This window comes from Parapedobacter indicus (genome assembly GCF_900113765.1).
In the GTDB taxonomy this organism is placed as follows: domain Bacteria; phylum Bacteroidota; class Bacteroidia; order Sphingobacteriales; family Sphingobacteriaceae; genus Parapedobacter; species Parapedobacter indicus.
Map to the genome: position 1 here is coordinate 81,356 of NZ_FOQO01000014.1, position 22,412 is coordinate 103,767.

25 protein-coding genes are annotated in these 22,412 nt (G+C 48.0%); 14 read left to right on the plus strand and 11 right to left on the minus strand.

Annotated features, from left to right (window positions below; all coding sequences use genetic code 11):
- Positions 1-14 precede the first annotated feature (14 nt).
- The 3 genes from glk to BMZ56_RS23150 all read right to left on the minus strand — a co-directional run bounded on the left by glk (position 15) and on the right by BMZ56_RS23150 (position 3,421).
- Positions 15-1,049 carry a glucokinase gene (glk, locus tag BMZ56_RS23140; protein ID WP_090631600.1) on the minus strand — a complete coding sequence of 345 codons (1,035 nt, stop codon included), beginning with the start codon at positions 1,047-1,049 and terminating at the stop codon, positions 15-17.
- A 55-nt stretch (positions 1,050-1,104) separates the two neighbouring features.
- Entirely contained in the window at positions 1,105-2,265 is a 1,161-nt protein-coding gene (gene dinB / locus BMZ56_RS23145; RefSeq protein ID WP_090631602.1) for a DNA polymerase IV, read from the minus strand.
- 103 nt (positions 2,266-2,368) lie between these two features.
- Positions 2,369-3,421: a flavin monoamine oxidase family protein gene (locus tag BMZ56_RS23150; RefSeq protein WP_090631605.1), complete on the minus strand. Its 1,053-nt coding sequence runs from the start codon at positions 3,419-3,421 to the stop codon at positions 2,369-2,371.
- 278 nt (positions 3,422-3,699) lie between these two features.
- Here BMZ56_RS23150 and BMZ56_RS23155 point away from each other — a divergent pair, with 278 nt between their 5' ends.
- The 7 genes from BMZ56_RS23155 to BMZ56_RS23185 all read left to right on the plus strand — a co-directional run bounded on the left by BMZ56_RS23155 (position 3,700) and on the right by BMZ56_RS23185 (position 11,940).
- Positions 3,700-4,104, plus strand: a complete 405-nt coding sequence (locus BMZ56_RS23155) for a hypothetical protein (protein WP_090631607.1) — start codon at positions 3,700-3,702, stop codon at positions 4,102-4,104.
- A 133-nt stretch (positions 4,105-4,237) separates the two neighbouring features.
- On the plus strand, positions 4,238-5,626 hold the full coding sequence (locus tag BMZ56_RS23160; RefSeq protein WP_090631610.1) for a TolC family protein: 1,389 nt from the start codon (positions 4,238-4,240) through the stop codon (positions 5,624-5,626).
- 9 nt (positions 5,627-5,635) lie between these two features.
- Positions 5,636-8,809: an efflux RND transporter permease subunit gene (locus BMZ56_RS23165; protein WP_090631613.1), complete on the plus strand. Its 3,174-nt coding sequence runs from the start codon at positions 5,636-5,638 to the stop codon at positions 8,807-8,809.
- 32 nt (positions 8,810-8,841) lie between these two features.
- Positions 8,842-9,924 (plus strand): efflux RND transporter periplasmic adaptor subunit, encoded by a 1,083-nt coding sequence (locus BMZ56_RS23170; RefSeq protein WP_245893372.1) that lies wholly within the window; start codon positions 8,842-8,844, stop codon positions 9,922-9,924.
- A gap of 108 nt (positions 9,925-10,032) precedes the next feature.
- Positions 10,033-10,359: a hypothetical protein gene (locus tag BMZ56_RS23175; RefSeq protein WP_090631618.1), complete on the plus strand. Its 327-nt coding sequence runs from the start codon at positions 10,033-10,035 to the stop codon at positions 10,357-10,359.
- The gene (locus tag BMZ56_RS23180; RefSeq protein ID WP_090631621.1) at positions 10,356-10,871 is read left to right on the plus strand and encodes a DUF2231 domain-containing protein; all 516 of its coding nucleotides are present in this window, start codon (positions 10,356-10,358) and stop codon (positions 10,869-10,871) included. The genes BMZ56_RS23175 and BMZ56_RS23180 overlap by 4 nt, the downstream gene beginning before the upstream one ends.
- 121 nt (positions 10,872-10,992) lie before the next feature.
- Positions 10,993-11,940 (plus strand): SPFH domain-containing protein, encoded by a 948-nt coding sequence (locus BMZ56_RS23185; protein WP_090631815.1) that lies wholly within the window; start codon positions 10,993-10,995, stop codon positions 11,938-11,940.
- Positions 11,941-11,961: 21 nt separating this feature from the next.
- On the opposite strand, the gene BMZ56_RS23190 is transcribed toward BMZ56_RS23185, so the two are convergent.
- From BMZ56_RS23190 to BMZ56_RS23200, 3 genes are all read right to left on the minus strand, one after another.
- Positions 11,962-12,492 (minus strand): GNAT family N-acetyltransferase, encoded by a 531-nt coding sequence (locus BMZ56_RS23190; protein ID WP_090631624.1) that lies wholly within the window; start codon positions 12,490-12,492, stop codon positions 11,962-11,964.
- 38 nt (positions 12,493-12,530) lie between these two features.
- Positions 12,531-13,598, minus strand: a complete 1,068-nt coding sequence (locus BMZ56_RS23195) for a fatty acid desaturase family protein (RefSeq protein ID WP_090631626.1) — start codon at positions 13,596-13,598, stop codon at positions 12,531-12,533.
- Positions 13,599-13,735: 137 nt separating this feature from the next.
- Positions 13,736-13,927: a cold-shock protein gene (locus BMZ56_RS23200; RefSeq protein ID WP_090631628.1), complete on the minus strand. Its 192-nt coding sequence runs from the start codon at positions 13,925-13,927 to the stop codon at positions 13,736-13,738.
- 126 nt (positions 13,928-14,053) lie between these two features.
- Between BMZ56_RS23200 and BMZ56_RS23205 the strand changes: the two genes are divergently transcribed.
- Positions 14,054-14,377, plus strand: coding sequence for a hypothetical protein (locus tag BMZ56_RS23205; protein WP_090631630.1), 324 nt, complete (start codon positions 14,054-14,056; stop codon positions 14,375-14,377).
- On the opposite strand, the gene BMZ56_RS23210 is transcribed toward BMZ56_RS23205, so the two are convergent.
- Genes BMZ56_RS23210 through BMZ56_RS23220 form a run of 3 tightly spaced genes read right to left on the minus strand, consistent with a single transcriptional unit; the run spans position 14,372 to position 16,978 of the window.
- Positions 14,372-15,016, minus strand: coding sequence for an HAD family hydrolase (locus BMZ56_RS23210; protein WP_090631818.1), 645 nt, complete (start codon positions 15,014-15,016; stop codon positions 14,372-14,374). The genes BMZ56_RS23205 and BMZ56_RS23210 overlap by 6 nt on opposite strands.
- 11 nt (positions 15,017-15,027) lie before the next feature.
- Positions 15,028-15,777 carry a DeoR/GlpR family DNA-binding transcription regulator gene (locus BMZ56_RS23215; protein WP_090631633.1) on the minus strand — a complete coding sequence of 250 codons (750 nt, stop codon included), beginning with the start codon at positions 15,775-15,777 and terminating at the stop codon, positions 15,028-15,030.
- 10 nt (positions 15,778-15,787) lie between these two features.
- Complete coding sequence (locus tag BMZ56_RS23220; protein ID WP_090631635.1) at positions 15,788-16,978, minus strand: MFS transporter; 1,191 nt, start codon at positions 16,976-16,978, stop codon at positions 15,788-15,790.
- A 66-nt stretch (positions 16,979-17,044) separates the two neighbouring features.
- Here BMZ56_RS23220 and BMZ56_RS23225 point away from each other — a divergent pair, with 66 nt between their 5' ends.
- From BMZ56_RS23225 to BMZ56_RS23250, 6 genes are all read left to right on the plus strand, one after another.
- Complete coding sequence (locus tag BMZ56_RS23225) at positions 17,045-17,668, plus strand: HAD family hydrolase (RefSeq protein ID WP_090631638.1); 624 nt, start codon at positions 17,045-17,047, stop codon at positions 17,666-17,668.
- 62 nt (positions 17,669-17,730) lie between these two features.
- Positions 17,731-18,579, plus strand: coding sequence for a methylated-DNA--[protein]-cysteine S-methyltransferase (locus BMZ56_RS23230; protein WP_090631641.1), 849 nt, complete (start codon positions 17,731-17,733; stop codon positions 18,577-18,579).
- 11 nt (positions 18,580-18,590) lie between these two features.
- Positions 18,591-19,301 (plus strand): 2OG-Fe(II) oxygenase, encoded by a 711-nt coding sequence (locus tag BMZ56_RS23235; protein WP_090631820.1) that lies wholly within the window; start codon positions 18,591-18,593, stop codon positions 19,299-19,301.
- Between the two features lie 10 nt (positions 19,302-19,311).
- Positions 19,312-19,557: an Ada metal-binding domain-containing protein gene (locus BMZ56_RS23240; RefSeq protein WP_090631643.1), complete on the plus strand. Its 246-nt coding sequence runs from the start codon at positions 19,312-19,314 to the stop codon at positions 19,555-19,557.
- Positions 19,544-20,155 (plus strand): alpha-ketoglutarate-dependent dioxygenase AlkB family protein, encoded by a 612-nt coding sequence (locus BMZ56_RS23245; RefSeq protein WP_090631646.1) that lies wholly within the window; start codon positions 19,544-19,546, stop codon positions 20,153-20,155. The genes BMZ56_RS23240 and BMZ56_RS23245 overlap by 14 nt, the downstream gene beginning before the upstream one ends.
- A 77-nt stretch (positions 20,156-20,232) precedes the next feature.
- Positions 20,233-21,198: a hypothetical protein gene (locus BMZ56_RS23250; protein ID WP_090631648.1), complete on the plus strand. Its 966-nt coding sequence runs from the start codon at positions 20,233-20,235 to the stop codon at positions 21,196-21,198.
- A gap of 73 nt (positions 21,199-21,271) precedes the next feature.
- Here BMZ56_RS23250 and BMZ56_RS23255 read toward each other — a convergent pair whose 3' ends face one another.
- Complete coding sequence (locus tag BMZ56_RS23255) at positions 21,272-21,961, minus strand: DUF1295 domain-containing protein (protein ID WP_090631651.1); 690 nt, start codon at positions 21,959-21,961, stop codon at positions 21,272-21,274.
- 17 nt (positions 21,962-21,978) lie between these two features.
- Positions 21,979-22,308 (minus strand): helix-turn-helix domain-containing protein, encoded by a 330-nt coding sequence (locus BMZ56_RS23260; protein ID WP_245893374.1) that lies wholly within the window; start codon positions 22,306-22,308, stop codon positions 21,979-21,981.
- Positions 22,309-22,412: the final 104 nt, after the last annotated feature.

The window sequence follows — 22,412 nt, forward strand, 5'->3', positions numbered from 1 at the left end:
TATATGCAACATCATCACCGTCCGTAGGCACCGAAGTAAGCGGCTCCGATCAATGCAGCCTTGCTGTTCAGGACCACCTTGATGGGCACCTCCTCCAACAGTTCCTTCATGTGTGAATTTTGGATAAACTGCTGCCGGAATAGCTCTTTGCGCAGCAACGGATAAATCCGGGGCGGTATGCCACCCCCTAATAGGAGTCCGCCGACCGCCTTGTGTTTAAGCACTAAACTTGTCGCCTCGCGTGCCATGAAGCTTACAAATAAATCCATGGCTTTGGCACAGGTGGCGTCCAATTCACGCATGGCAGCATGGCTGACCACAGCAGCGGAATCGTTGCTGTTCTTGAAATTTTCAGTCAGCCAGGCGGGCTCTTTATGACCTTTTACATCGCGCAGGAAACGGTAAATACGATAAATCCCTGGGCCTGATACCACGTGCTCCCAGCTTACGATATCGCTCTCTTCGTTCAGGTATGCCTGCAGTTCGAGATCAAGCGCTGTCCGCGGAGCAAAATCACTGTGCCCCCCTTCGGTAGCAAATGGCCGGTAAGCCTCGCCGTCCCAAAACAGCCCCGCCTCCCCCAAACCGGTACCCGGAGCGAGAATGACCATGTTACCCTGAATAGGCTCACCGTCGTCAAACACCGGGGCGATATCTTCCGGGGCCAAACCGATCAGCCCATAAGCCGTAGCTTCCAGGTCATTAATCAGCACCGTGCGACCGATACCCAATTCGCGCTCCAATCGGCTACCATCGAGTTCCCACGACAAATTGGTCAGCTTCACCTGGTTATCCAAAACAGGCCCTGCTACACCAATGGAAAGGATGTGTGGGACGTCTGGTTTATCCGCAAGGAAGTTTGTCACAACCTCTTCAAATGTGGCATGAGCCTTGGAGGAAACGGTGGCTTCCTGCAAAAGTGCGAGCGTACCGTTCCGTAGTTCAAACCACCCTAAACTGGTCTTGGTACCACCGATGTCGGCCGCCAAGATCGCCTTTCCCTGAAGGTCACGCTTCCCTTTTTGAGGTAAATACAACGAATAGGACATAGTGTCGTTTTTATTGGGGCAAGATACGGAAAAATGTGATCGATATCTATCCATTTTAACGTTTAACCACCTCATCTGGCATGCAAATGCCTTTCCGGAGGTACTGCATCCCGAACCGCGCGCGGATGTGATCCATCGCTTGCATCAAATTTAATTCTTCGAGCGTATCATTAAATAGGTCGACCTGATAAGCTCCCTGTATGAGGTTGGAAAACTTCACACCAACGAGCCGGATGAGTACTCGCTCACGGTGGAGTTTTTTGAACAGCTCCATTACTTTTTCAGTGAGTGTCCGGTCGGAATTTGTATACGGAATGTTCAGCTGTCGCGTGTGTGTATCAAAATTAAAGTATCGAATTTTCAGCGTAACACATCCCGTCAGCTTTTTATCTTTCCGTAAGTCAAAGGTCAAGGTATCGACAATACTCACCAAGACACGTCGAAGCATACCCATGTCGACGGTGTCCTCTCGAAAGGTAATTTCCTTGCTCATCGATTTCTGTTTATGGAAAGGTACCACCGGCCTGTCGTCTAGCCCATTTGCTTTGCGCCAGATAGCGAGCCCATTTTCGCCCAGTAGCCGTTGCATTGTCCCGGCTTCCATCTCCTGTACAGCACCGATGTGGTAGATACCCAGATTGCGCAGCAGTGTATGGCATTTTTTGCCAACCATCGGGATTTTCCGGATAGGTAACGGGGCCAGAAACTGCTTCTCTGCGCCCCCTTTGACCAACCGTTCCCCGCAGGGCTTGGCCTCGCCCGTAGCGATCTTGCTAACGGTCTTATTCGCCGACAGACCAAATGATATGGGTAACCCCGTCTCGCTAATAATGCGTTGCCGAAGCTCCTGCACCCACTTCCAGCAGCCGAAGAACCGGTCCATGCCCGTGATATCCAGGTAATGCTCATCAATGGACGCTTTTTCAACGACGGGCGTACATGCTTCGATGATTTCGGTAACCTTACGGGAATAGGTACTGTATAAATCGTGATTGCCCCGCACGATGATCGCTTCGGGGCACAGCCTGATTGCTCGCTTCATGGGCATGGCACTGTGCACACCGAACCGCCTAGCTTCATAGCTGCATGACGCCACCACTCCCCTACCGCTGCTGCCACCGATCAATACCGGTTTACCGCTCAGGCTGCTGTTCCGCAGTCTTTCCACCGATACGAAAAACGTATCCAGGTCACAATGTACAATATGCCGCTCCATAAAGCTAATTATTTTAGTAATCGCAATATTCGCAATTACTTTTTTAATTAGCAAAACTATTATCACTCCCCGCTAACCCAGGGGGGTTGATCACCTTATTTCTTTAGAGCTTTTCGGCAACGGTCCGGGCTACTATAACCGCCCCTTCCATGTATCCAGAGCATTCATTGGCAGTTTCTGTTGCGGCAAAGAATAATTTTTCACCCATATAACATTGCTGCAATAACGGGTGTCCGTTGTATTGGTGTGGACGTTGGATCACCTGATTCCCATCGCCTATAAATTCGTCTATCCAAACCTTGTCAAAATAAGCCATAGGTTCCGTTGCCGGTTCTCCCAGTAAATCCGCCAGTTGGCGCAATACAAGTTCCCGGCGGACTGTTTGCGGATAGGTTGCAGCGCCACCATTGAGGAAACCGGTAAAACCAAATTTATTTTCCTCAAAGTTGGTGTGGTCGTACATCTCCGTGATGATTCCGGCATGGCTATACAGCATTCCCGAATACCCCTCATCTCTCCAAAAAGCACGATCGTATTCCAATGTAAACTTTACGGCGCCAGCCATCCAAGTTTGAACATCCGGCAGCACACCTTGCAATGCATCGGGCAGCTTCGGTGCAAAACCGATCTGGGTCGCTATCAACCGGGGTGGAATACAAACGATCACTTTATCAGCATGCCATACCTTACCACCGGATGTTTCCAACACAACTTGAACTTCGGTTTCTCTGATTTCTGTAACCTTTGCGTTTAATTGGACGCTTCCATCCGGTAATTTTGCAGCCAATGCATCGATCAACCGTTGCGTCCCACCGGCCAGTCTATAGGAAGGTGTTTCCGCCTCGGGCACAAAAAATTTCTGTGCAGGTTCGAATGACTTGGTTTGAAACAGCGATATACCTTTTGAAAACTGAGGGTATTTTATTAATCCCAGCTCGTCAATCAATGCCAGCAGATTGGGGTGCAGCTCCGAGAACCAGGTTGCACCTAATTCCAACGGTGTTTCCATGACACCCTTAATGGTTTGTATCCGTCCGCCAAGTCTTGACGAACCTTCTAAGACAGTGGCATGGATATTCCGCTGGGCTAACAGGTAAGCCAGGGTAAGGCCACTCAGCCCACCCCCCACGATAATAATTCTCCTCGTTGATTCCATGAATTTCGAATCCTGATTTTTGAAAGCACAAAATTCTCATCTTATGCTGGCTTTTCAAAATTTGAGTAATTTTATGGTACTTTTATGTAAATGCGCATACGGAGATGTAAGCCTTTAATAACGTAACTGTTTTTTGCGAAGAAAACACTATAGCTACTTTTAATCACCAATTCATACCGTTAACATCGGGAAAACCGGTAAGGTTGAATATGTAAAAATAATAGGACTAATCGGTAATTTTTTGTACTCTTGAAAGAATAAGGGTAAATTCGCGGCGAATGGACAGGACTACACCCTATCTTGTAAAAAATTACCAGCGATACATCGCCGCACTGGCTGTATTTGTTTTGGTGCTCCTTACATCCTGTCCGGTCAAAAATAGCCTCAAAAGCTTGGCGGGTATCCCTGTTAACACAGAACAGGGTTCGGCAAAAAAGAACGGTCCGTTGCTTGGAAACAGCCTGGAAATATGCATCCAAAGTGACATCACAGACGCCAAGATATCCCCGACTACTTCGTCCAGCACAAACGATCTGTTGCCAGCCGTTCTCTTACTAACCGTACTTTCTTTTCTATCTCGCGGTTATATCTCAGATGAGGAGCCATCAAAAGTTGAACACCACACACAAAGGATCTCTCCTACGCTGCCGATATTTCTCCGGCATCGGCAACTCATCATTTAATACCTTTTTACGTATTCCTCCTTCCCCTATTGTGACCAAAAGGCATCGATAGGCAGGATCTCTTTGGTTTCGTATTTCATTCAGCACACGATTGGGCAGCACTTTCAATGACCTGCCAAAAACTTTAAAGTATATGATCAAACAGATTAGGATCACCACAATCCTGTGGCTTGCCCTTGCGGCAACATTTCCTTCTTTTGCGCAGCAGCAACAGACGCATACCCTTGGCAGTTTATGGCCCCTGGTAAAAGCGAATTACCCCGGTATCAGCGCCAGGACGGCAGCCATAGATGCTGCGCAACTTAACGAGCAGGCCGTAAAAAGCAATATGCTTCCCCAAGTGAGCGCGCAGGTCCAGCATACCTATGGCACCTACAAAGGAAATGCAGGTGCGTTTTTTCCCCAGCCGGGATTTTTCAATGTCAGTGGTGCCACTAATCCTTCGGCAAGAAGTATCGCCACGGCAGCCAACAGTTTCGGCTCGGCTATGGTGGAATGGGAGTTGTTTTCATTCGGGAAACTCCGCAAAGAAAGCCAGGCCGCGGGTGCCTTGCTTCGCAAAACAGTAAGCGAAAAGGAAGCCTACCTGCTACACCTGAAAAAAACATTAGCAGAACGGTATATTACTCTGCTGTATAACGACGCTAAGCTGAACTGGACGGCGAAAAATGCAGCACGTCTCGACAGCATTCGCAACCTCACAGCTGGTCTTTCCGCAGCCGGCTTAAGACCTGCGGCAGACAGCCTGCTTGCCTCGTCGTCCTATGTGCAGGCCATGGGCGAACGCGATAAATGGGACGGCCTTAAAAACGCCTCGGTCATCCACCTAGTGGAATTATATGGCACCGATCTCATCGATTATACGGCATCTGCCAGGCGTTTCAGCAATCCAGTCGCCAGCCAAGTAAATGGGGAAAGTGTCCTGACTCCCTCCCATCCTCTGCTGGATGCGCTGGATAGGCAATCCGGATATCACCAGCTTTCTGGTGAAGCACAAAAGCGGTCTGCATTGCCCTCCCTGCGTTTATTAGGGGGCTATGCCTACCGCGGTACGGGAATCGGTCCGGAGGGAATGGTTTCGGGGGCTTGGAAGGACGGTTTCAGCAACTCTACCAGCAACGTGCTTGCCGGTATCGGGATCGTTTGGAACATCACCGATCTGCACACCAGTCGATTAACAGGAGAAAAGCTCTTTAAAGAAGCAGAACGTACCAAGCTACTGCATGCACAATACAAGCAGGCTATGCAGGCAGACCTTTCTGCGTCGCAGGCAAAAATCGTCCAACAGTACGAACAGCTTCAAAAGACGAGACTTGCCGTAAGGCAATCGCAGGATGCCTACAATATGTACGTGGCAAGGTATAAAAGCGGTCTTATTGCGCTCACTGAACTGTTACAGATCCGCACGTTGTTGGAACAGGCGGAAAATGCGCACATCGGCGCTTCACGTGACTATTGGATGTTGCTTGCTTACAAGGCAGAGCTGACTGCCGACTTCGATTTTTTATTTAACAATCTTTAATTACTGCGCATGAACCTGATCAGATTTGCGTTAAGGAAGCCGATTACCGTGATGGTAGCCGTACTGGCGATCGCTTTCTTTTCCTACAACACGATAAAAAAAATAAACGTAGATATTTTCCCCGAGGTGGAATTACCGGCGATGTATATCGCTATGCCTTACGGGGGGCTTTCGCCTGCCTATATGGATGGTTTTATGGCCAATGAGTTCCAAAAAGTACTGTTATTTGTCAGCGGGGTAAAAAACATCGACTTCAAAAGTGTGCAGGGTCTCACGCTCATGAAACTCACCTTTTATCCCGGAACCGATATGGCGCAGGCTGCAGGCGAGGTGTCCACGTCGGTTTCCAGAGCAATGGGTTTCCTGCCGGCAGGTGCCGTTCCCCCGATGGTTGTCCGGTTCGACGGCAGTTCCCTTCCCGTCGGACAACTTGTATTTGAGAGCGACCAACGTTCGGTCAACGAACTGCAAACACTCGCCATCACCCGGGTCAGACCCCTATTTGTGGAGATACCGGGCATCACCGCTCCCGCACCGTTCGGGGGCAATATCCGTTCAATTGTAATCAATATCGACCCTGAAGCCATGCAGGCAAACGGGTTAACCCCCGAAGAAATTACGATGGCCATTACCAAAAACAGCCTTCCTTCTCCCGCCGGGAACATCCGTATCGGCGATGAAAACCTGATGGCTCCTATTAATTCCATTGCAAAGAATCCCGAAGCCTTCCTAAATACGCCGGTAAAAACGAGCGACAACCGTACCGTCTACATCAGGGATGTAGCCCGCGTGGAAGATGGAGCCGACCAAACCGTAGGCTATGCATTGGTCAACGGCAAACGGTCGGTCTACCTACCCATCATCAAAAAGGCTGATGCATCTACCCTGGATGCGGTGCAGCACCTGAAAGCTTCCATCCCGATGCTGAAAAGCCAGCTACCCGACGACGTGGACGTCCGCTATGAGTTCGACCAATCCACCTATATTGAGCGGTCGCTATCCAACCTCATCCACGAAGGTATACTGGGAGCTGTCTTTACGGGGTTGATGATCTGGCTGTTTCTGGGCGATACCCGTGGCGCCCTCATCGTCGTACTCACCATCCCGATTGCCATTCTCTCGGCAGTTACGGTGCTACACCTTTTCGGGCAGACCATCAACATCATGACGCTGAGCGGCCTCGCCCTATCCATCGGTATTCTGGTCGACGAAGCAACGGTAACCATCGAGAACATCCACCAGCACATGGAAATGGGTAAAAGCAAACAGCGGGCAATCCTGGATGCGTTGCTAGAAATCTCCATTCCCAAGCTGCTGATTTTGCTTTGTATCCTTGCCGTGCTCACGCCAGCCTTTATCATGACAGGCATTCCGAAAGATATGTTCATGCCTTTGTCCCTGGCGGTTGCTTTTGCCATGATTGCCTCCTTTTTGGCATCCCAGACGTTTGTGCCGATACTGGCCAACTGGATGATGAAAAGCAAGCACAGCAAGGCAGCCAACACATCCAGAAACCGTGCATTCTTTGAAAAGTTCAGGGTAAACTATTCCTACCGGATGCGCAAATGGTCAACCCAGTCTCTTCCGCTTTTCGTCGTGTACCTACTTGTGGCCGGAGGCATTGCCACCCTGCTGTTAACAGCCGTCGGGACGGATGTGATGCCTGTTTCCAATAGTGGCGACTTTCAGCTACGCATACAGGCGCCTCAGGGAAGCAGGCTCGAAAAAACGGAGCAAATCGTCCGGAATATCACAGACGATATCGTGACACTGGTTCCCGAAGCGGGCATAAACATCACGTCGGCATTTGTAGGCATGCATCCCGCAGGCTCTCCCATCAATCCTATTTTCCTTTTCAGCAGCGCGTCACATGAAGCTGTTTTGCAGGTATCCGTCAATCAGGAGGTGTACGACGGCTCAATGGAGGACTTGAAAGAGCATGTCAGGAAAAGCATTGCCGAAAAACATCCGGAAATTCGGTTTAATTTCGAGCCGATGGAGCTTACCGAAAAAATTATGGGGCAGGGCGCCATGACACCGATTGAAGTAAAAGTAGGAGCAAATCAGGTAAAAGCTGCATTTGCCCACGCATCAAAAATTGAGGCCAATCTCAAAGAAATACCTTATTTACGGGATGTCCGTATCGCCGAAGCCATTGCCTATCCCACGTTGGAAATCGACGTAGACCGTGATCTTGCCGGACAATTCGGGCTGACCATACAGGATGTTACACGGAGCCTGGTCACCGCTACATCCTCTACACGTTTTACCGATAAAAACCTATGGATCGACCCGAAGTCGGGATTGGTTTTCCAAACCCAGGTGCAGATACCCGAGCGAGTGATGTCGTCGGAAGCGAAATTGCGATCCATTCCACTGAAAAAAGGAAGTTCTCGTCCCGTGTTGGAAGACGTGGCAACCATCCGCCGGGTTACCAGTCCGGCACAGGTAAACCGCAAGGGCCCCAACCGGTATGTGACCGTTGTAGCCAACCTCTATGGGACGGATTTGGGAACGGCATCCCAGGCCGTCAAACAAGCCATCAGGGACGCCGGGGAACCGCCCCGTGGAACCACCGTGTGGATGGAGGGCACCTTGCAGCTTTTGGATGATACGTTAGACAGCTTATTGGCAGGTCTCGGTGTCGCCATCGTCGTTATCTTCCTCATGCTGTCAGCCTATTACCAGTCGTTTAGGGTACCTCTTGTTATCCTTTCGGTATTGCCCGCAGTTATTGCCGGGAGCTTGATTGTTCTTTTCCTCACGGGCAGTACGCTCAATCTCCAATCGTATATGGGCATCATCATGTCATTGGGGGTGTCGGTATCCAATGCCGTATTACTGATTAACCAAGCGGAACATTATCGCCGACAATTGGCATTGAAGCCCGCCAATGCAGCCAGGTTAGCCGCTTCATCCCGATTGCGACCGGTATTGATGACTGCAGCAGCGATGTTTGCTGGTATGTTGCCGATGGCCATGGGCCTGGGGGACGGGGCTGAACAGGTTGCGCCATTGGGTAGGGCGGTTATCGGTGGGTTGATTGCTTCTACAGTTACCATTCTGTTATTGGTTCCGCATTTCTTTTCTTCCCTGATGCCGAGAACAACCGCTGTCGGTCCGTCATTAGACCCAGACGATCCAGCGAGCAGGTACTTCCCAACACGACAAACAATACAATAACAATTTAAAATCACAATACCATGTATAAAAGTATGTTAAGCATAAAAAATTCAGCAGGATTGCTAGTTATCGCAGCCACCGCAGCATGGGGTTTCAATGCCTGTTCCCCGGGTGGAAAGAAAAAGGAGCCAGAAACGGAGTTGAAGCCCGTTACCTATGCTACCGCCTCTGTACAGCTCCTCCAACCTGAATATGAACTATCGGTTCCGGCGGAATTGAAGCCATATGAACAAGTAGCTGTGCATGCAAAGGTTACGGGGTTTGTAAAGCAGTTGTATGTAGACCGTGGCGATCACGTTCGCAATGGACAGCTGTTGGCGCTATTGGAAGCACCGGAAATGGAACAGCAATACCTTTCGGATAAATCCACCGAACAAAAGGTATATAACGACTACCGCTATGCGAAGCAGGCGTATGAGCGGCTCATGGAAGCGTCGGTTACTAACGGAGCAGTCGCTGCGATAGAATTAGACCGGGCCAAAAGCGCGATGGAGAGCACAAGATCCGCCTATGAAGCCTCCCGGGCCGGCACGGCACACGCCTCCCAGCTACGGGAATACCTTCGCATCCGGGCGCCTTTTGACGGTGTGATCACCGAACGCACCGTTTCAAACGGCGCATTAGCCGGCACAGGATCCAGCAAACCCCTATTCAGGATGGCACAGGGCAATACCCTGCGTCTAACCGTGGCCTTGCCCGAAAAACACGCAGCGTCGGTAAAGCCCGGTATGCAAGCTACGTTCACCGTCAGCTCGCAGCCGGGAAAAACATTCGACGCCGTACTTTCCCGCACCTCGGGGTTACTCGACCAGCAGGACCGTTCCCTTACGCTGGAGTTTGACGTACCCAATCCATTGGGCGAATTACAGGGCGGTGACTATGCACAGGTTAACCTAAAACTACAACGCAAAAGCCCCTCCCATTGGGTTCCCGGCAAAAGCATCCTGAACACACAATCCGGAACCTATGTCATGACGTTGAACGATCAGGAAATCAGGCGAATTCCTGTAAAAGAAGGTATACGTTTGGACACATTGACGGAGGTGTTCGGCAACCTTTCGCCCGAGGATCACATCCTTTTAAAACCATCGGAAGAAATCAAAGCAAGCAGGTGAATGACATCGAAGGGAACAAAAAACTTCACCAAACAATCGCGACAGGGCGCTGTTATACAAACATAACTCGTTAGCAATTAATTTTTTAATCATTAAATACATATAAAAATGAAAAAGTTGATTAGGATTCTATCCGTCGCTATATGCGGATTACTGGTTTTCCAATCGTGCGGTGAAGCAAACAAAAAAACCGATATTGTAGATTCCGGCACTTACCAAGGTGTAGCCGAGGAAGTAGATTCCGGCGAACAGGAAATTTATGTCCGGACAACCGACGGCAAATTGCTCGAACTTTATTTCACCGGTCGGACGGCACTGACCAGGGCCGACGGAACCCCCGCGGAATTCAGCGAATTGACGGAAGGCGGAAACGTGGAAGTACAGGTCGAGAAAACAGGTAATAAGCTGGAACCGATCGCGGTTAAAATTCTGTGATCACGGTGATCGTGGTACAGCAATCCACCTTCATGTGGCGTAAAGAACTCTGGCATCCGATGGTGGTCCACGTTCCGATCGCTACATTATGCTTAGCCACACTAGTGGGGGTACTATTACTTTTCAACCCTAACGAAAAGAACGGGTCGTTTCTGACCCGTTCTTTTACTTGGCTACTGGGCATCGGTGGCACCACTGCGTGGTTGGCAATTTATACCGGTTTGTGGTCTTATAATACGGAGGTACGCCGCATTTGTGACCCTACTGTGCTGAAATCTCACTTGTGGTGGGGGTATTGCACCACTATCTTATACACGGCAGGTTTTCTGCTTTTTTTCATGCGCCGGCGCATCGTGCCCCTTAAACGCCTACTTATATACTGCGCCGTTATTCTTACGCTGGCCGGTGCCGCTTCGTTAGGATATACCGGCCACCTTGGGGCATCTCTCGTTTACCAACAGGGCGCGGGTGTGCGGCAACCCGCTGCCGACTGTGGGGAATTGCAACGCTAAACCCGCCTATTTGTAACCCATCAATATTCTCCCCGTTTAATATTAAGCAATTGCCAACCCTATTTCAACATCGTTTTTGTTGGATGGTATCTGTTTTTTTGTTATTTTGCGGAAAAAGGCCATGGATATATTAGAACTGTTAAGCACCTTCTCGGTGATTTTTTATGTCATCATCGGACTATTTATTCTTAGCTTTATTGGCTTATTTTTCACGGTAAAACAACAAACCGCCGTGATTGTGGAGCGATTTGGGAAATTCCAGGGGATAAGAACGCCTGGGCTCCAGGTCAAAATTCCGATTGTTGACAGGATCGCTGCTAAGCTTTCGCTAAAAATCCAGCAACTGGATGTAGTCGTGGAAACGAAAACGCGGGATGATGTATTTGTCAAACTGAAAATTTCGGTACAGTATGTCGTCATCCAAGAAAAAGTATACGACGCATTTTATAAACTGGACAATCCCTATTCGCAAATTACCTCGTACGTATTCGATGTCGTGCGGGCGGAAGTCCCAAAATTGAAACTCGATGATGTTTTCGAAAAAAAGGATGATATTGCGATTGCAGTAAGGGGAGAATTACAGGAAGCGATGAATGGCTATGGATACGACATCGTGAAGACGTTGGTAACCGACATCGACCCCGATGAACAGGTAAAACAAGCCATGAACCGGATTAATGCTGCAGAGCGGGCAAAAGTAGCTGCGCAGTACGAAGGCGACGCCCAACGGATTCTCATTGTCGAGAAAGCAAAGGCCGAAGCGGAAAGCAAACGCTTACAGGGCCAAGGGATTGCGCATCAACGGCGGGAAATCGCTCAGGGTTTGGAAGAATCGGTAAATGTCTTAAACAAAGTAGGCATCAATTCACAGGAGGCCTCTGCACTGATTGTAGTCACCCAACATTACGATACTTTACAGGCCATGGGTACATTGGGTAAATCAAATCTGATCCTTATGCCCAATTCACCACATGCTGCCGGAGAGATGTTAAATAACATGGTTGCCTCGTTTGTAGCGGCAAACCGTATCGGTAGTGAGATGGAACAGAAGAACACTTCGGAGGGATAACAATCGCCCCAATTCATCCATTCATACACCCCCAAATTCTTCCGGATAGCGCACTATCCCTGAAATGCCCACCAAACTATCTTCGGCCAATTCCATGGCCATGAAGACATTTTCGGGCACATCAAAAGGGGCTAGTATGCCCCATTTCCTTGCTGGATAAAATCCGAAGCGTGGATAGTAATGTTCGTGCCCCAAAACGATAACGGATGTATATCCCAATTTGGTGGCAACATCAAGTCCGTGCCTGATCAATCTACTCCCTACACCTTGGTTTTGAAAGGCAGGTACTACGCTCACGGGCGCCAATGCCAAAGTTATGTGCTCGTTTTGGCCATCGTCTATGATCTTGATCTTAGTAAACAAAATATGGCCAACGATGTCCGACCCGATGGTGGCAACCAACGAAAGATCAGGTATAAATACCTGCTCATTACTTCTTAACCGGTCGATCAAATCCGCTTCCTCGTCCTGATTAAAAGCCAAGCGGGTAACATTCCATACAGCTCTTTGGTCCTCAACTTGTTCCCTTCTGACGATTAACCCGTTATGCATCTCGATTTTTTCGTTACGATGTTGAAAACAGCCGCGTTTCAGCCCCTACCCAGTCGATAAATGTGACGCAGGTGAGAGGCGAATGCATGCCCCATCGTGCGATGTTCCAGGTAAGTCACGCCAAACTCTTTGCAGGTAGCCTTAACCAACTTGTTGATGGCCGGATAATGCACGTGGCTGATGCGTGGAAACAGGTGGTGCTCCACCTGAAAATTGAGGCCGCCGAGTAGCCAAGATACCGTGCGGCTGCCCGTAGCAAAATTGGCCGTGGTGCTGAGCTGGTGTACCATCCACTCCTGTTCGATTTTGCCGCTCTCCCCATCTGCAACCGGAAATTGAGTAGCTTCTACCACGTGCGCCAATTGGAAAACCACTGCCAGGCAAAAGCCGCAGGAAACACCGACGATCAGCCAACCGATCAGCGCCGGGAGCCAGCCAACCGCCACAATGGGAATAACGAAGTATACCGCAGCGTAACCTACCTTGGTACCCCAGAAAATCAGATGTTCGCGCAGCGGCATAGATTTCCGTTCGGCTTGCCGACCCATTTTGCCGGAAAAATATTTCTCGAAGTCCTGAAACAGCACCCAGGCAATGTAGGAGATACCGTATAACACGAACCAATAGGCAAATTGGAACCGGTGGAACCACTGACGTGGTTGGTCGGCGTGCATACGCATGAACTTAACGTCAATGTCATGATCGAGACCGTCCACATTCGTATACGTATGGTGACTGATGTTGTGCTTCTGCTTCCAGAAATAGATGGTGCCACCGAGCATGTTCAACGTATACGCCGAAATGTTATTGATCCATGCCTTTTTGGAAAAACTTTGGTGCCCCCCTTCGTGCATGATATTAAAGCCGATGGCCGCAAATGCGACCCCAAGTACGGCACATAACAGACAGGAAAGCCATATCGGTATGGAAAGGGAAAGTAACGCAATATACAGACCGACAGCGGTGCATACCAATATGACGCTTTTGATATAAAGCTTCCGATTGCCCGTGTTTGAGAGCTTCCGAGTTTTGAAATAATCGTTCACCCGCGTACGCAATGTGCTGGCAAAGGGTTTGTTAATGCTGTTGAAACTGGTCTTAGACATGTAATGTGTATAAAAATAAAGTTTCCGAATATACGGAATCGGAAACCAGCAACTGGATGGTGATCGCGCTTTTTTAAAAAAAAACCACCCGGAGATTATTGCCCGGATGGTTTCTGTACAATATCTGAAAAATGGATCTAAATCAATTTCACATTTACTGCATTAAGGCCTTTTTGGCCTTGTGCGACTTCAAATGAAACCTCATCGTTCTCACGCACACGGTCTTTCAACCCCGAGGAATGAACAAATACGTCACGTCCACCGTCGTTAGGGGTGATGAAACCGAAACCTTTGGTCTCATTGAAAAATTTTACTACGCCTTCTTGCATGGCATTTTGGATAAAAAATAAATAAAATAATAAATTGCCCGTAAAGATATAAATAAATTATTGAAAATCAACAATCAAACATTGCTTGAATAAAATTGTTCTTACGAAGGAATTTTATCGGAATACATGAGAAAGAATAATTTTGAAGACGGAGTAATCGGCCCCTTGCAGGTACCTGCCAAACACGACCCGAAGGCTTCCCTGCAAGAGCGGGCAGTATTTGCATTGGCAGATCTCGGTAAGGGTACCGCAAAACAGGTGACGGCAAAACTCGCCGCATTGGGCGATGGCGATGCGGACGAGACACGGGTAAAGAAAATACTCGAAGCCCTTTTCAACAAGGGCCTCGTGAATGGCTCGGATAACGATGGCAACCGCACATACAACCTGGCAAAGGAAACTCGACCACATCGCGGGCGTGTTGATACCGATCCGCCAATGCCGTCATAGTTTTAATAAATCAGGCAATTCACGCATGTGCCCGAACGTCGTCGCTCCGCGTGCTGCAAGCTCATGCCTGTCCTGTTCGTTCGCGATAGCAAATACCTTAAAACCACCTTTCACGGCAGCCTCCACCCCAGCGATGCTGTCTTCTACCACGGCTGTTGTATGCGGATGGAATCCCATGAAATCTGCAGCATGCAAAAAGATGCCCGGATCCGGTTTCCAACTATTGATTTCGTAAGAACTGAAAATATGGTGCTCCGGAAAATAGCCAAGCAGACCGGTAAGCTTCAGATTGAGTGCTATCTTTTCCTTGGGACCGCTGGATGCCACACAATAAGGCACCTTCAGTCGATCCAGCAACTCATGAATGCCCGGCACGGCTTCAATGCCCTGCCGGAAACGATCATAAGCCCGCACCCGGAAATCCTGTTCGAAGTTCTCCGGAAAAGGCCGCCCAGCACTTGTCTGCAAGGCCGCTATCGTTTCCAGTATCTGTCGCCCGCTGAATGCTTTCACCGCCTCATCCAACTCCATGTTGACTCCGAACTCCAAAGTCATTTCCAGCAACACCGAAATCATCGCCCGCTCGGTATCCACCAAGACTCCATCGCAATCAAAAATAATGCTCGTTATCTTATCCATAGTCAATACATTCATACCAATTGTATTTCCATATTCCGGAAACTATCCAGGTCTTCCTGGTCGCTTGGCATATCGGTGATCAGTACGGCTAGGTCATCCAATGCACAGACCCTGAATGCTTCCGACCGTCGAAACCGCTCGTGGTTGGCCAATGCTACCGTCTTCCTTGCCGCCCGCAACATCGCCCGTTTTACCTCCGCATCTCCCTGCACCGCCGCAGACAACCCAAGCCGCCGGTCGATGGCACATGTCCCCATCAAATAAACATCAGCAATGTACCGTGCCACCTCGTTGCAGGCAACAGCCCCGATTGTGGCGGCTAGGTCCGCATCGTATGTGCCGCCCAATACAATCAGCTTGCTATGCCGATACCGTTCGATTATCGGAACCAGCGCTAAGTTGTTGGTGATAACCTGCAAGCGGATATCGGAAGGAAAGCAAGCCGCGATGGCACAGTTGGTCGTCCCCCCATCCATAAAGACCGTTTGACCATTTTTAATAAACTGCTGCGCCTTCAATGCGATGATGTCTTTTTCCTTTTGAAGGTGTACACTGCGATCCTGGAAAGTCAGGGGGTTCCGCGCACGGAGCACAGCACCGCCGCGCACCTTTGACAGCAGGCCATTGTTATGCAGGATATCAATGTCCCTTCTCACCGTATCGCCCGACACATTCAATGCAGCCGACAACGTGTCATAGGTCAGCATCTTCTCTTGCGTAAGCTGCTTCAATATAAACTCAAAACGTTCTTCCCTGAGCATAGCTTTCTCGTTAGACAGTACTTCCCTTTTTTACTCCAAACGCCACCGCTACCAATACCAGCAGCAACGCCGAAAATCCGAGCGCGATGGGTAGCGAAAAAGAGTACGCAATGAAACCCAATAAAGCCGGGCCCGCCAATTGTCCGGCATACCCGATGGTTGTGATGGCAGGTATACTGATCGGAGGCGGGATGCCTGGCAGTCTGCCTGCTTCACTGAAAAATACAGGTACAATATTGGCTGCACCAACCCCCAACAGCACGAATCCGAAAAGGGAACCGGGCACCCAAGGGCTTACGATAGCCAAGCATAGCCCCGCAGCGGCGAGCAGGCCACCGTATACCACTACTTTTTTGCCACTCAGACGGGCGACGATGCCATCACCCAGCAGGCGCATTGCGGCCATAGCTACGGAAAAGGCCGCGTAGCCCACTCCCGAAAATTCAGGAGCAACGCCCTTTATGTCACGCAGGAATATGGCGCTCCAATCGAGCATTGCACCCTCCGATAAGAAAACGGCAAAGCACATCGCCCCCAAAAATAGCACACTTCCATGCAGCCAAGGGAAACGCATGCTGCCTCCAGATTTATCTTCCGTTGCCGAAAACCGGGCCGCAGCTTCCTTTTCGGTTTCCGCGGGAAATAAGTAGGTATACTGGACCGTGGCAATCGTAACCAGCAAGGTAGCTATACCGACCGCGGCATATACGGGGTGCAGTCCCAGCGTGATCAGAAAGCCCAGCCCCAGAGAACCGAACAACCCGCCGACACTGAACAATCCGTGCAACGATGACATGATCGGTCTGCCGTAAAGATTTTGTACCTGTACCCCATGAGCATTCATGGCAACATCCATGGTACCGATGCCCGCACCGAACAGAAATAAGGTTATCGCCATTGCCGCAACAGAAGGTAGGATAAGCAGCAGCGGCAGCGTAAGCGCAACGACCCAAACACTCACAGCAATAACCATACGGCTGCCGAAGCGGTTCACCATCATACCCGATAGCGGCATCATAAGTAGTGCCCCGCCGCCCAGCAATAGCAGCAGCAGACCCAAACTCGCGTCGTTAAGTCCAAGGCGATCTTTCGCATAGGGAACCATCGGAGCCCAACTGGCCATACCTACCCCACAAACCAGAAAAATAAACTGCGTAGCCCTACGGGTCTTCTGCAAATCCACTGAAATCGGGTTTCTCATCAGCACCTTCTATTTTTGCGATATTTTGCAAATTTGCATACATTTGCAATACTAAGCAACTTTTACATGGAAAATATCAACACGGTTGTTTTTGATTTCGGCGGCGTTTTGATCGATTGGAGCCCGAAGTACGTCTATCAACATCTATTTGAAGACGAAGCCGAAATGGAATGGTTTCTTTCTCACATTTGCACAAATGACTGGAACCTCGAACAGGACAGAGGAAGATCATTTGCCGAAGGGATCGCTGTTTTAAGCCAATCCTTTCCTGAGCATGCGAGCAACATCGAAGTTTTCCATTCGCGCTGGGAACAAATGATGAAAGGCGAAATTTCGGGAACCGTAGCGATTTTAAAGCAATTAAGAAAGAAGTATAACCTATATGGCTTAACCAATTGGTCTGCCGAAACGTTTCCGATTGCCCTCGAGAAGTTTGATTTTCTGCAACTGTTTGATGGCATTGTTGTTTCCGGTACGGAGAAAATGATAAAACCCGACAAAGAATTTTTCCAATTGCTACTGGATCGGTATACACTTAATGCTGAAAACTGCGTTTTTATAGATGATAACAAAACGAACATCGATTCTGCCGCTGAACTCGGATTTCATGTTATCCACTTCAAAAATCCCGATCAGTTGGCATCAGAACTTAATGCGATGGGAGTATTGACAGGAAATAATAAAACATAGCATATTCCGGATTTTATGACAATGAATCGTTTTGGAAATTTGCAGTATCAAAATTCATTGTTATGGAAACACAGGCCAGTATCAACTATAATCGAATTGCGGAAGCGATCGATTACATCAAGGAGAACTTCAAATCGCAACCCAACCTCGATGACGTTGCAGAAAAAATTCATTTAAGTCCGGCGCATTTTCAGCGGCTATTTACCGAATGGGCGGGGACCAGTCCGAAGCGCTTTTTGCAATACATTAGTGTAGAACACGCGAAGCGGATTTTGAAGGAGGAACAGGCCACGTTGTTTGACACCGCCTACGAAACCGGACTTTCCAGCACAAGCCGCTTGCACGATTTGTTCGTCAATATCGAAGGTATGACTCCTGCGGAGTACAAAAACGGCGGAAAAAATCTACTGATTCATTATAGTTTTGCCGAAAGCCCCTTTGGTCCGCTAATCGTAGCTTCCACCTCCAAGGGTGTCTGCTATATGGCATTTGAAGAAAATGAGGCAACCGCGTTGAACGATCTTGCTACCCAATTTCCCAACGCTACTTTTCAACGAAAATTAGATTTATTGCAACAAAACGCGCTGTTCATTTTTCAAAACGATTGGCGTAAACTCCACGAAGTAAAGTTGCATTTAAAAGGAACGGACTTTCAACTAAAAGTGTGGGAAAGTCTATTAAAAATTCCAATGGGCAGTTTGTCAACGTACGGTAGCATCGCTGAGCAAATTGGCAACCCGCGTGCTTCCCGTGCCGTCGGAACAGCTATTGGCAGCAACCCGGTTGCCTTTCTTATCCCTTGCCATCGAGTGATCCAATCATCGGGAACTTTTGGAGGATATCTATGGGGAACAACCCGAAAGACCGCAATAATTGGTTGGGAAAGGTCAAAAATCCATTCGGAAATTTAAAAACCATCGCCATGCACATCATCGAAAAAATAGGAAATGCAGATTGGCAAAACATTACGGAACAGATGCACCAACACGGATACGCCATCGTTCCCCGTCTCTTGACAGACGAACAATGCGAAACTTTGAAAACTCGATACGATCAATCGGATTTATATCGAAAGACGGTTGTCATGGCTCGGCATCGGTTTGGCTTGGGTGAATATAAATATTTCGATTACCCTTTACCCGACCTGATCCAGACCATCCGGACACATATTTATCCGCGTCTTGCTCCTATTGCGAATACATGGTTTAAGGCATTGAATTTGGGCATCGAGTTTCCGCTAAGCCATGCTGCACTGTTAGAAAACTGCCGCAAAAAGGATCAGCAAAAGGCAACGGCATTGATTTTGAAGTACGGCAAAGGGGGGTTCAATGCCCTACATCAGGACTTGTACGGTGATGTATATTTCCCCATCCAAACGGTATTCATGCTTGATGAAGTTGATACAGATTTTACCGGCGGAGAATTTGTGCTGACACAGCAAATCCCAAGAGCACAAACCAAGGCAATCGTATTAAAACCTAAAAAAGGGGATATGCTGATTTTTACGACAAATTTTAAACCGGAGAAGGGAACGAAAGGATATTACCGGGTGAACATGAAACACGGTGTAAGTGAAATAAAAGAAGGCGAACGCCATACACTGGGAATAATCTTTCACGATGCATTAAATTAACCGTAGCGAAATGGTCGCACATGCTGAATTATCGGACATCGCATTAAGACATAAAATCAGAAACAAAGAAATCCGTTTTGGTGGAAATAAAACACTCAAAATTTATGGTTTGTTAGGCTGCACATCAGGCAAACGGATGAAGAGAGAAAACAGAGTTTTCTTCGCTTCAGAACAAGAAGCATGGCAAAACAACTTTCGCCCTTGTTACCGCTGTTTGAAAGAACGCTATAGAAAATGGAAAAATGGACTTGTTTAATCAATCGATCGATAAACACAAAAATTGGCTTCCTTATCAGGGGACGGTAAATTACTACGGCAAGTTACTCGTTGAGCAGCAAGCAAATTTTTATTTAAACCGCTTGTTAGAGACCATCGAATGGCGTAACGATGAAGCCGTTATCTTCGGAAAGAAAATTATCACCAAACGAAAAGTGGCTTGGTATGGAGAAAGAGCGTATGCGTACACCTATTCCAACACCACCAAATACGCGCTACCCTGGACCGAAGAACTCTTGGCCTTAAAAAGCCTGATCGAAAAAGAAACCGGTGCTACCTTCAACTCTTGTCTACTCAATCTCTATCACAACGGAGACGAAGGGATGGCCTGGCATAGCGACGGTGAAGCCGATTTGAAAAAAGAGGGAGTTATCGGGTCTTTAAGTTTTGGAGCGGAGCGAAAATTTGCGTTCAAACATAAACAAACCGGTGAAAAAGTGGCACTTAAATTGGAACATGGGAGCCTTTTAGTCATGAAAGATACCACACAGACCTTCTGGCTACACAGACTTCCTCCCAGTAAAAAGATCGTGAAGCCGAGAGTTAACCTGACATTCAGAACCATTGAAGAAAAATAAACGAAATTCACCCACGAAAAAATCTTTATTATTTGTCCGCATAGTTCGGCATCTTCACTTGTTTAATTTTCACAACGATGCGCATTATCACTGTTTTTCCCTGGTTGCTATCGATCGGCATAGTATCGTTGGCGGCGGGATGTGCCACAATCAAAGACGTCAATATACGTCAGCAGATCATGGGCAGTAACTGCAACCAGCAAAATGTATATAATTATACCGACGAAGATCTACCGCAGCCACTCCACATGCTTGCGATCGAAAAGTATCTAAGCACCCAACTAAGTTATGGAAACTTGAATATGGCTAATGCCATCGGTATATTACCAGATTTAACCCGCTACATCGACCTAAAAAGAGACTTGGATACTGCGGATCTCGCGAAACGGCTTACCATTCTGGAGTTAAAACAACGCATCGATCATAAAATCAACATGGCCTCGCTGGAAGTTTCAGCGGTTGCCTCGGAAATGGATTGCGAGGAGGAACGTACCAGCCAGGTTGCCAATTACCTGAAAGGAAGTGAAAATGAGACCGAATCAAAACTTACTATCGCAGCCATCGTTGTTGGTGCCACGGGTGCCATAACTACCGGTGGGGTCATTGAAAATGAAGCGGCCAGTAATACGGTGGGGATTGCTACGGGCATCACGGAGGCATCACTGGGTCTGCTGATGCTCTTTAACAATCGAAAAATTGACTTCTACCACCAAAGAAATGCCTTACGGGAAGTTTGGCAAGGCAACCCGGTATCATCGAATTTTCCGCCGTTTGTCTGGTATTACCTCAACTATACCGATCCGGACAAAGGCATCTCATCCGTGCGACGAGAAATCATCGATAAATGGAAAAATTTTGGCCAGATATCCGAAAGAGAAGACGAAGAAGGGCATGTCCTTACGCCGATCTATTTCGGCGATGGAGGCAAGTACACCACGGAAGAGCTGGTGAACCGTGCCGATATGTACGATCAACTTGAATCACACATTACGTTGATGAAACAAGGTCTGAAGGCACTGTCCTTAGCACTGGAACGTCTGTAACCTCGTCTCCGTCGCCGATTCTTACTACATTGGCGCGTTGCGACAACCTGTTAATTAAGAAAAAGATCCTCTCTTAATAGATAAACGGTACTAACATTTTGGTTCGGCTCGCATAGCTGTCATAATCCGTTCCGTATTTGCGTTTAAGATAGCTATCAAGTTTTGGCGCATTGTAAAAAGCGAAAAAACAGAAAAGAAATGCAGGGATAATGGCCGCATACCAATTCCTGGTTACAACCGCATAAGCAATTACCCACAATATATCGCCGAAATAGTTAATGTGTCTGGCGTATCTAAAAAAGCCTCCCGTATAGATTTTACCTTGGTTTTCGGGGTTCCTTTTCCATTTATCCCGCAAAATCTCTCCCCCACTATTTAATACGGAACCTACAATAAAAAGGGCAATTGCGAGGAAATCGACTATATCTAAGGGCTTAGCCGTCGGAAGAACAAAGAGTGAAAATCCAATATAATACAAGGCAAAAGCAAACGGAACACTGATACTTTCCTCCCAGGGAATTTTTCTTTTTAACAACACAACCATCATGTAGCCCAGCCTGGCAAACGTAACGACGTTGAAAATAAAAATCAGTATTCTCCTGTCTAGCTGGTCCGCCGCATTATCCATAGCAAATTTACTTTCAACCCAGGTTCCTCCATTTTGAAAGAGTATCCAAAATGACAACCAAAGCAGCAAGATTTCTAGCAGGTGGATAATTATTTTTTGCGGCAAGCTTTTGCTGTGCTGTCCATAAAGTTCCATGTAAATTTCGTTATAATTTAATCCAGTATAGCTTCCTTGTTGTATCGATTCCGGTATTCCAACGGCGACATACCCGTAATTTTCCGGAACACCTCACGGAATGCCTTTACATCCGAGTACCCCACCTCATACATCACCTCATTGACGGTTTTACGGGTAGTTTCAAAGGCTTTCTTCGCCGATTCAATTTTGACACGTTGCAGGTATTCAAGCGGCGTATTGCCCGTAGCTTTCACAAACCGTCTGTCAAAATTTCGTCGCCCGACGGCAAATCGCTTCGAAAGATCCTCCACCGATATCTTCTCACAGAAATGATCTTCCAGATATTGCTGCGCATTTTTTACCATCTCGTCGCTGTGCGATTTTGGCCGGTAAAAATGGCAAAAGTAGATTGTGTTTGTCGGTCCAGCTCGATCTGAAAGATCTTTGAACGATAAATTGCGGTTTCCCG

Bases quoted from the DNA above. Each gene is read 5' to 3' on its own strand.
- BMZ56_RS23175 (WP_090631618.1), top strand. From the start codon at position 10,033: ATGAAAAAGTTGATTAGGATTCTATCCGTCGCTATATGCGGATTACTG.
- BMZ56_RS23230 (WP_090631641.1), top strand. From the start codon at position 17,731: ATGGAAACACAGGCCAGTATCAACTATAATCGAATTGCGGAAGCGATC.
- BMZ56_RS23220 (WP_090631635.1), bottom strand. From the start codon at position 16,978: ATGAGAAACCCGATTTCAGTGGATTTGCAGAAGACCCGTAGGGCTACG.
- glk (WP_090631600.1), bottom strand. From the start codon at position 1,049: ATGTCCTATTCGTTGTATTTACCTCAAAAAGGGAAGCGTGACCTTCAG.
- BMZ56_RS23165 (WP_090631613.1), top strand. From the start codon at position 5,636: ATGAACCTGATCAGATTTGCGTTAAGGAAGCCGATTACCGTGATGGTA.
- BMZ56_RS23170 (WP_245893372.1), top strand. From the start codon at position 8,842: ATGTTAAGCATAAAAAATTCAGCAGGATTGCTAGTTATCGCAGCCACC.
- BMZ56_RS23235 (WP_090631820.1), top strand. From the start codon at position 18,591: ATGCACATCATCGAAAAAATAGGAAATGCAGATTGGCAAAACATTACG.
- BMZ56_RS23215 (WP_090631633.1), bottom strand. From the start codon at position 15,777: ATGCTCAGGGAAGAACGTTTTGAGTTTATATTGAAGCAGCTTACGCAA.
- BMZ56_RS23200 (WP_090631628.1), bottom strand. From the start codon at position 13,927: ATGCAAGAAGGCGTAGTAAAATTTTTCAATGAGACCAAAGGTTTCGGT.
- BMZ56_RS23190 (WP_090631624.1), bottom strand. From the start codon at position 12,492: ATGCATAACGGGTTAATCGTCAGAAGGGAACAAGTTGAGGACCAAAGA.
- BMZ56_RS23245 (WP_090631646.1), top strand. From the start codon at position 19,544: ATGGACTTGTTTAATCAATCGATCGATAAACACAAAAATTGGCTTCCT.
- BMZ56_RS23255 (WP_090631651.1), bottom strand. From the start codon at position 21,961: ATGGAACTTTATGGACAGCACAGCAAAAGCTTGCCGCAAAAAATAATT.
- BMZ56_RS23225 (WP_090631638.1), top strand. From the start codon at position 17,045: ATGGAAAATATCAACACGGTTGTTTTTGATTTCGGCGGCGTTTTGATC.
- BMZ56_RS23185 (WP_090631815.1), top strand. From the start codon at position 10,993: ATGGATATATTAGAACTGTTAAGCACCTTCTCGGTGATTTTTTATGTC.
- dinB (WP_090631602.1), bottom strand. From the start codon at position 2,265: ATGGAGCGGCATATTGTACATTGTGACCTGGATACGTTTTTCGTATCG.
- BMZ56_RS23260 (WP_245893374.1), bottom strand. From the start codon at position 22,308: ATGGTAAAAAATGCGCAGCAATATCTGGAAGATCATTTCTGTGAGAAG.
- BMZ56_RS23150 (WP_090631605.1), bottom strand. From the start codon at position 3,421: ATGGAATCAACGAGGAGAATTATTATCGTGGGGGGTGGGCTGAGTGGC.
- BMZ56_RS23205 (WP_090631630.1), top strand. From the start codon at position 14,054: ATGAGAAAGAATAATTTTGAAGACGGAGTAATCGGCCCCTTGCAGGTA.
- BMZ56_RS23240 (WP_090631643.1), top strand. From the start codon at position 19,312: ATGGTCGCACATGCTGAATTATCGGACATCGCATTAAGACATAAAATC.
- BMZ56_RS23155 (WP_090631607.1), top strand. From the start codon at position 3,700: ATGGACAGGACTACACCCTATCTTGTAAAAAATTACCAGCGATACATC.
- BMZ56_RS23195 (WP_090631626.1), bottom strand. From the start codon at position 13,598: ATGTCTAAGACCAGTTTCAACAGCATTAACAAACCCTTTGCCAGCACA.
- BMZ56_RS23210 (WP_090631818.1), bottom strand. From the start codon at position 15,016: ATGGATAAGATAACGAGCATTATTTTTGATTGCGATGGAGTCTTGGTG.
- BMZ56_RS23250 (WP_090631648.1), top strand. From the start codon at position 20,233: ATGCGCATTATCACTGTTTTTCCCTGGTTGCTATCGATCGGCATAGTA.
- BMZ56_RS23160 (WP_090631610.1), top strand. From the start codon at position 4,238: ATGATCAAACAGATTAGGATCACCACAATCCTGTGGCTTGCCCTTGCG.